Annotated in this window: 5 protein-coding genes; 4 read left to right on the top strand and 1 reads right to left on the bottom strand. The window is 71.9% G+C overall.

Translation table 11 applies throughout. From position 1 onward, the window contains the following. Positions 1-22: 22 nt before the first annotated feature. Positions 23-766: a TetR/AcrR family transcriptional regulator gene (locus ACX93N_RS13465; RefSeq protein WP_459428952.1), complete on the bottom strand. Its 744-nt coding sequence runs from the start codon at positions 764-766 to the stop codon at positions 23-25. A gap of 148 nt (positions 767-914) precedes the next feature. Here ACX93N_RS13465 and ACX93N_RS13470 point away from each other — a divergent pair, with 148 nt between their 5' ends. The 4 genes from ACX93N_RS13470 to ACX93N_RS13485 are packed head-to-tail and all read left to right on the top strand — an operon-like array spanning position 915 to position 7207. After that, positions 915-2750, top strand: a complete 1836-nt coding sequence (locus ACX93N_RS13470; protein ID WP_459428953.1) for an acyclic terpene utilization AtuA family protein — start codon at positions 915-917, stop codon at positions 2748-2750. After that, positions 2747-4381: an acyl-CoA carboxylase subunit beta gene (locus ACX93N_RS13475; RefSeq protein WP_459428954.1), complete on the top strand. Its 1635-nt coding sequence runs from the start codon at positions 2747-2749 to the stop codon at positions 4379-4381. Before ACX93N_RS13470 ends, ACX93N_RS13475 begins: the two co-directional genes overlap by 4 nt. Before the next feature lie 14 nt (positions 4382-4395). Beyond that, entirely contained in the window at positions 4396-5214 is an 819-nt protein-coding gene (locus ACX93N_RS13480) for an enoyl-CoA hydratase/isomerase family protein (protein WP_459428955.1), read from the top strand. 1 nt (position 5215) lies between these two features. Beyond that, the gene (locus ACX93N_RS13485; protein WP_459428956.1) at positions 5216-7207 is read left to right on the top strand and encodes an ATP-binding protein; all 1992 of its coding nucleotides are present in this window, start codon (positions 5216-5218) and stop codon (positions 7205-7207) included. Positions 7208-7310 lie beyond the last annotated feature (103 nt).

The following is a 7310-nucleotide window of genomic DNA, read 5'->3' on the forward strand; positions in this document are numbered from 1 at the left end:
GGCGCGACCCGCCCGGGGCGGGTCAGCGCGCCGCGAGGCGCTCGAGACGCCCGGTGACCCGCTCCAGGCGGCGCACCAGGGCGTCCGGGTCCGCGGCCGTTTCCTCCGCGGTTGCGGCCGGTTGGAGGTGGCGCCACACAGGCTCCACCAGTTCCTCGACGTAGTCGGCGATGCCGGCATCGGCGGTGCCGCGGTGCCGGTACAGGTACGTGCGCATGCCGTATTCGAGGCCACCGAAGAAGAGGTCCCGGCAGGCCGGCAGCGCGATGCTTCCGCGGATCTCCCCGCGGGCGATGCCCTCGCGGAGAATGCGGTCGAAGTAGCCGACGTAGGTGCGGTTCAGGGCGCGGATCGGCGAGTCCTGCTCCGGCGCCTCGTCGTCGCCGTGGACGTAGAGCAAGTCGACGCCGATGTAGACCTGGATCAGGCGCATCATGAGCGCCCGGTCCGCGGCGAGTTCCTGCACATGGTTGAGGGCGAGGGCACGCAGGCGCTCGCGGGTGCCCATGACATCGTTGAGGATGGCCTCGGCGTTCCGCGACAGCCGCTCGGTGTAGAAGCGGTCGAGGATGGCGAGCATCAGATCGTGCTTGCTGCCGAAGTAGTGGAACACGGTGCCCTCGGACACGCCGGCAGCCTCGGCGATGCGCCGGGTCGAGGTGGTGTAGAAGCCGTTGCTGGCGAAGAGCTCCGTCGCGGCCCGGAGGATTTCCTGCTCGCGGCGCTCGAGGCGCGTGCGGCTGGTGGTCTTGCTGTTTGCGCTCATGCCCTGTCTCCGGCCGGACCCTGCACCATAGCCCCGGCGGGGCGCCGGGTAAACCGGGTGAACGTCCTGCTGTGCCCCGCCTTGAGTATTGCTTGATTATTTTAAGCGATGCATAATTCCGCGACCAGCCCCGGGGAGCAAGCCAGCCATGACGGGACGCATTGCCATCGGTGGCGCCGCCGGCTTCTGGGGCGACGCCGCCCTCGCCACGCCCCAGCTTCTGGCCGGCGGCGCGGTGGACTACCTCGTGTACGACTACCTCGCCGAGATCACCCTGTCGATCCTCGCCCGGGCGCGGGCCGCCGATGACAGCAAGGGCTACGCCACCGATTTCGTCAGCGCGGCCATGGCGCCCAATCTCGATGCCATCGCCCGCCAGCGCGTGCGCGTCATCGCCAACGCGGGGGGTGTGAACCCGCGCGCCTGCGCCGAGGCGCTCCGCGCCGAGATCGACCGCCAGGGGCTGGCGCTCCGCGTGGCCGTGGTGCTCGGCGACGACCTCACCGAACGCGCCGGGCACCTCCACGAGGACGGTGTCACGGAGATGTTCAGCAGCGGCCCGTTCCCGCCACCGGAAGCGGTCGCCAGCATCAACGCCTACCTCGGCGCCTTCCCCATTGCCGCGGCCCTCGACGCGGGCGCCGATATCGTCATCACCGGGCGCTGCGTCGACAGTGCCGTGACGCTCGGCGCCTGTATTCACGCCTTCGGCTGGGGGGCCGGTGAGGTCGACCGGCTCGCCCAGGGCTGCCTCGCCGGCCACATCCTCGAATGCGGGACCCAGGCCACCGGGGGCAATTTCACGGACTGGGAGCAGGTCGTCGACAGCCTGCCCGAGGCGGGCTACCCCATTGCCTGGGTCGATGCCGACGGCACCGTGGAGATCGGCAAGGCGCCCGCGACCGGTGGCCTCGTCAGCGTGGGCACGGTCGCCGAGCAGATGCTCTACGAGATCGGCGACCCCCGCTGCTACCAGCTCCCGGATGTCACCTGCGACTTCAGCGAAGTCACCCTCGAGGCCGTCGCGCCGGACCGGGTCCGCCTCGCCGGCGCCCGCGGCCACGGCGCGCCCCTGCAGTACAAGGCCTGTGCCACCTGGGCGGACGGCTTTCGCGCCGGCCAGCTCTGGACCATGGTCGGGCGCGACGCCCGCCGCAAGGCGGAGCACCTGGCCGACGGCATCCTGGCCCGTACGGCGCTCATGCTCGAGCGGGCGGGCCTTCCGCCGCTCAGCGAAAGCAGCGTCGAGATCCTCGGCGTCGAGTCGCACTTCGGCGCCGGGGCCAGCGGCCTGGAGCCGCGGGAGGTCGACCTCAAGATCGCCGCGAAACATCCGAGCGCCCGGGGCATCGGTGTCTTCCTCAAGGAAATGGTCGGCCTTGCGCTAACCGCGCCCCCGGGGCTCACGGGGTTCGCCGGCGCCCGGCCCAAGCCCAGCCCGGTGGTGCGCCTCTTCGCCTTCCTGCTGCCGCGGGACGCGGTCAGCATCAGCGTCGAGATCGACGGCGCCCCGGTGCCGTTCACCCAGCCCGCCCTGCCGGCCCCGGCGGACCCGGGCACCGCCGCCGCCGACCCGGTGCCGCCCGCCGTGGCAGAGCCGCTGGTGTCCGTGCCCCTGGAGGTGCTCGCCTTCGGGCGCAGCGGCGACAAGGGTGACAAGGCCAATATTGGCATCATCGCCCGGCACCGCGACTTCCTGCCCTGGATCGCCGATGCCCTCACCGCGGACCGGGTCGAGGCCTGCTTCCGGCACTTCCTCGCGCCCGGCCAGGCCGCGCCGGTGGAGCGTTTCTATCTGCCCGGGGCGGGCGCCTTCAACTTCCTCCTGCACAGCGTGCTCGGCGGCGGCGGTACCGCCAGTCTGCGCGCAGACCCGCAGGGCAAGTGCTATGCACAGCTTCTCCTCGCCGAGCTCATCCCCCTGCCGCGGTCCCTGGCCGCGGCCCACGGGCTCGCCGATGCCATCGCCGGAGAGACCGCATGAGTGATCACGGGCAACGCTACGCGTCGCAGGTCAGTACCGCGAGCGAGATCTTCGCGGCCAACCGCGCCGCCCAGCTGGCGCTGGTGGAGCGCCTGCAGGAGCTCCTCGGCCGTGCCGAGCAGCTGTCCGCGGCGGCGCGCCCGCGCTTCGAGAAGCGCGGCCAGCTCCTGCCCCGGGAGCGGCTGGCCCGGCTCCTGGACCCGGGCTCGCCTTTCCTGGAGATCGGCAACATGGCCGGCTACCTGGTGGACGACAAGGATCCGGAGACGTCGGTGCCCGGCGCCACGCAGATCGTCGGTATCGGCTACGTGGGTGGCGTGCGCTGCATGGTCCAGGTGGACGACTCGGGCATCAACGCCGGTGCCATGACGCGCACCTCGACCCGCAAGGGCATCCGCGCCATGGATATCGCACTGCAGCAGAAGCTGCCCTTCGTTCACCTGGTGGAGAGCGCCGGCGCCAACCTGCTCGATTACGAGGTGGAGATGTGGATGCTCGGCGGCGGTATCTTCGCCCGCCTGGCCCGCCTCTCCGCGGCGGGGCTGCCCACCTTCACGGTGCTCCACGGCGCGTCGGCTGCGGGCGGTGCCTACATGCCCGGCATGAGCGACTACGTCGTCGGCGTAAAGGGCAACGGCAAGGCCTACCTGGCGGGGCCGGCGCTGCTCAAGGCGGCCACCGGTGAGGTCGCCGACGATGCGGAGCTCGGCGGCGCCGCCATGCACGCCTCCGTCAGCGGCCTGGTGGAGTATCTCGCCGAGGACGATGCGGAGGGTATCGCCACCTGCCGCGACCTGGTAGCCCAGCTCGGCTGGAACCGGCACTGCCCGCCGCCGCAGGCCCGGGACCACGAAGAACCCCACTACCCCGCGGAGGAACTACTCGGCATCGTTCCCGTCGACTACCGCCAGCCCTACGAGGCGCGGGAGGTGGTTGCGCGCATTGTCGATGGCTCGCGCTTCCTCGACTTCAAGCCGGGCTACGGCGCGACCCTGGTCTGCCTGCAGGCGCGCATCTACGGCATCCCCGTGGGCATCCTCTGCAACAATGGCCCCATCGACCCGGACGGGGCGAGCAAGGCGGCGCAGTTCATCCAGCTTTGCGACCAGGCGCAGACCCCGCTCGTGTTCCTGCAGAACATCACCGGCTACATGGTGGGCACGGCCTACGAGCAGGCGGGCATGATCAAGCACGGCTCGAAGATGATCCAGGCGGTGACCAATGCCCGCGTGCCGCGGCTCACGGTGATGATCGGCGCGAGCTTTGGCGCCGGGAACTACGGCATGTGCGGCCAGGGCTACGACCCGGATTTCGTCTTCTCCTGGCCGAACACGCAGATCGGGGTCATGGGCGGCGAGCAGGCGGCGCGCACCATGTCCGAGGTTTTCCGTGCCGGCGCGGCGCGCAAGGGCAAGCCCGTGGATGAGGCCATGATCGCCGAGCAGGAGGCCCGCGTCACGGCGCACTACGACCGCCAGTCGGACGCCTTCTACACCTCCGGCCGGCTTCTCGATGACGGCCTCATCGATCCGCGCGATACGCGGCGGGCCCTGGGCATGGCCCTGCAGACCTGCTGGGAAGCCCGGCACCGCACGGTACAGCCGAACGCCTTTGGCGTCGGCCGCATGTAGGGAGACGCAAGGCCATGGGCGAACTGCCGGAAGTGACTGCGCTCGAGCTGGAGCGCCGCGATGACACGCTGGTGATCTGGTTCAACCGGCCGGAGACGCGCAACGCCCTCTCGGCCGCGGTGGCCGGGGAACTGCAGCAGGTGTTCGAGGCGCTGCCGGCGGCCTCGCAGTATCGTTTCGTGGTGCTGCGCGGCCGCGGCGGCGTGTTCTGCGCGGGCGGCGACCTGAAGCAGTTCCGCGAGGTGTTCCAGGGCGGCGCCGAGCGCGCGGCGATCGTCGAGGCCAACGCCGCCTTCGGGGAGCTCATGGCGGCCATCGATGCGCTGCCGCAGCTGTTCGTTGTCGCCATCGAGGGCGCCGCCATGGCCGGCGGGCTGGGCATCGCTTGCCTGGCGGACCTGGTGCTGGCGACCGCCGGTGCCCGCTTCGCCCTGACCGAGGTCTCCCTCGGCATCCCGCCGGCGCAGATCACGCCGGTGGTCATCGAGCGGGTGGGCCTTGCCGAGGCGCGCCGCCTCCTGCTCTCGGCGCAGCGTTTCGATGGCACGGAGGCGGCCCGGCTGGGTTTCGTGAACGAGGTCGTTGCCGATGCGGAGGCGCTCGACGCGCGCCTCGCCTCGCTCCTCGACGAGGCCCGCCGCTGTGCGCCGGGAGCGCTGGCGCTGACCAAGCAGATCATCCGCGCGAGCGCGGCGGGCGGTGAGCGCCAGGCGCTGGTGCAGTTCGCGGCCGAGCGCTTCGCCGACGCCATGCTCGGCGACGAGGCCCGGGAGGGCATGCGCGCCTTTGCCGACAAGCGTGCCCCGGCCTGGGCCGGCGGTGAGGACTCCTGACATGAGCCGTTTCGACAGCGTACTGGTCGCCAACCGGGGCGAGATCGCCCTGCGCGTGATCGAGAGCGCCCGCGCCGCGGGCTACCGCACCATCGCCGTCTACTCCGATGCGGATGCCGAGGCGCCGCACGTCTTCGCGGCCGACGAGGCCGTGCGCATCGGTCCCGCGCCGGTGAAGGATTCCTACCTCGACGGGGAGCGCATCCTCGCCGCCGCCCGGCGGGCCGGCGCCGGCGCCATCCACCCGGGTTACGGCTTCCTGTCCGAGAATGCGCGCTTCGCGGCGGCCTGCAGCGAGGCCGGCATCGTGTTTATCGGCCCCTCGCCGGAGGCCATCGACCTCATGGGCAACAAGGCGGCGGCCAAGCGGCGCATGCTCGCCGCCGGCGTTCCCTGCATCCCGGGCTTCCAGGAAGCGCAGGCGCAGGACGACGCCCTCCTCGCCGCCGCGGAGGACGTGGGCTACCCGCTCATGGTCAAGGCCGCGGCCGGTGGCGGCGGACGCGGCATGCGCCTGGTCGAGACCCCCGCTGAGCTCCCCGGCGCCATCGCCGCGGCCCGCTCCGAGGCGGAGAACGCCTTCGGCAGCGGCGAGCTGATCCTCGAGCGCGCGCTGACGGCCGCGCGCCACGTCGAGGTGCAGGTCTTCGGCGACGAGCACGGCAACCACATCCACCTCGGCGAGCGCGACTGCTCCGTGCAGCGCCGGCACCAGAAGGTGGTCGAGGAGGCGCCCTGCCCGGTGATGACGCCGGCGCTGCGCCGCACCATGGGCGAGGCGGCGGTGGCCGCCGCCCGCAGCATCGACTACGTCGGCGCGGGAACCGTGGAGTTCCTGCTGGACGCAGATGGCAGCTTCTACTTCCTGGAAATGAACACCCGGCTGCAGGTCGAGCACCCGGTGACCGAGGCCGTCACGGGGCTGGACCTCGTCGCCCTGCAGCTCGCCGTCGCCGAGGGGGAGGCGCTGCCCTTCGGCCAGGAGGACGTCGACCTTTGCGGCCACGCCATCGAGGTGCGGCTCTACGCCGAGGACACCGCGAACGGTTTCCTGCCCGCCGCCGGTACCGCGGTGGCCTGGGTGCCGCCGGCCGGGGAAGGCATCCGTGTCGACCACGGCCTCGCCCCCGGACAGGACGTCACGCCCTTCTACGATCCCATGGTCGCCAAGGTGATCGCCAGCGGGCCTGACCGCGCTGCGGCGCTGCGGCGCCTGCGCCGGGCGCTGGAGGACACGGTGCTCTTCGGCCTGCCGTCCAACCGCTCCTTCCTCCTCGACGTGCTCGCTGACCCGGTCTTCGCGGCGGGTGAGGCGACCACGACTTTCATCGACGAGCGCTTCCCGGGCGGCCCGCCGGCGCCCGTGCCCACGGACGAGCAGCTCTGCTGCGCGGCGCTGCTGCAGTACCTCGAGGCCCTCGCGGCCTCCGAGGCCGCCCGGGTCAGCGACGACGCGGCCTGCGCTGGCTGGACCGGGCCCCGGGCCCTCGCCGTGCGGCGGCGCTATGTGCGGGACGGGGAGGATGTCGACGTCCTCTTGCGCCAGCTGGACGAGGCGCGTTTCAGCGCCACGCTCGGCGACCGGGAAGTGGTGCTCGAGCTGTTTGATGCCCCCCGCGACGGCTGCCTGCGCGTGTCCGTTGACGGCCTCCAGGCCACTGTGCCCTTTGCCTTCACCGGCCCCGGCGAGGTGAGCCTGCAGTGGCGGGGCCGCGACGCGGTGCTAACCGATGCCCTGGCCGCCCGCGCCGCCGGGCAGGGCGGCAGCGGTGACGGTAGCGTCAGCGCCCCCATGCATGGCAACCTCCTGCGCCTGCTGGTGGCCGCGGGGGATAGGGTCAGCGCCGGTGACGAGCTCGCCGTGGTGGAGGCCATGAAGATGGAGCACCGGCTGCAGGCGGCCGTCGACGGCACCGTCAGCGCCGTGCATGCCAGCGTTGGCGAGCAGGTCAGTGCCGGCGCCGTGCTCATCGAGATCGCCCCGGGCGACTAGGCGCGGGTCTGCCAGCAGTTTTCCGGTACGGGCGCGGTCGGGTGCCCCCAGCCTTGCCCGGCCGGGTCGCTCCCCGATACACGCTTTGTGGGGGCACCCGACC

The sequence above is a fragment of the Pseudohaliea sp. genome (genome assembly GCF_054552115.1).

Excerpts from the sequence above, each read along its gene's own strand:
- ACX93N_RS13465 (WP_459428952.1), bottom strand. The coding sequence starts at position 766 with ATGAGCGCAAACAGCAAGACCACCAGCCGCACGCGCCTCGAGCGCCGC.
- ACX93N_RS13470 (WP_459428953.1), top strand. The coding sequence starts at position 915 with ATGACGGGACGCATTGCCATCGGTGGCGCCGCCGGCTTCTGGGGCGAC.
- ACX93N_RS13475 (WP_459428954.1), top strand. The coding sequence starts at position 2,747 with ATGAGTGATCACGGGCAACGCTACGCGTCGCAGGTCAGTACCGCGAGC.
- ACX93N_RS13480 (WP_459428955.1), top strand. The coding sequence starts at position 4,396 with ATGGGCGAACTGCCGGAAGTGACTGCGCTCGAGCTGGAGCGCCGCGAT.
- ACX93N_RS13485 (WP_459428956.1), top strand. The coding sequence starts at position 5,216 with ATGAGCCGTTTCGACAGCGTACTGGTCGCCAACCGGGGCGAGATCGCC.